At 62.2% G+C, this 230-nt stretch carries 1 pseudogene; it reads left to right on the forward strand.

Annotation, left to right across the window (positions count from 1 at the left end):
• Positions 1 to 230 (forward strand): annotated as a pseudogene (locus tag EOD29_RS35490) (hydrolase); the annotation flags it as partial.

Raw genomic sequence — 230 nt, forward strand, 5'->3', positions numbered from 1 at the left:
CACCCGTCAGGACGGCGCAGTCGTCTTCGACTATTGGGAGGACGCCACCCTGCAGGCTGAGCGCCAGCGCCAGCATCTCCAGGCAATCAAAGAGCTGGTCTCTCAGGGGAGCAAGACGTTCAGAATTGCCCACGATCAGGTCTTTCGGCTGGCGGACGTCGCGATCGATATCCAGGGTCACGACCCGCGTGAGGTCGAGGACCTCGCGTCCAGGATAAGAGCCATTGGCG

The organism is Mesorhizobium sp. M1A.T.Ca.IN.004.03.1.1 (assembly GCF_003997555.1).
Lineage (GTDB): Bacteria > Pseudomonadota > Alphaproteobacteria > Rhizobiales > Rhizobiaceae > Mesorhizobium.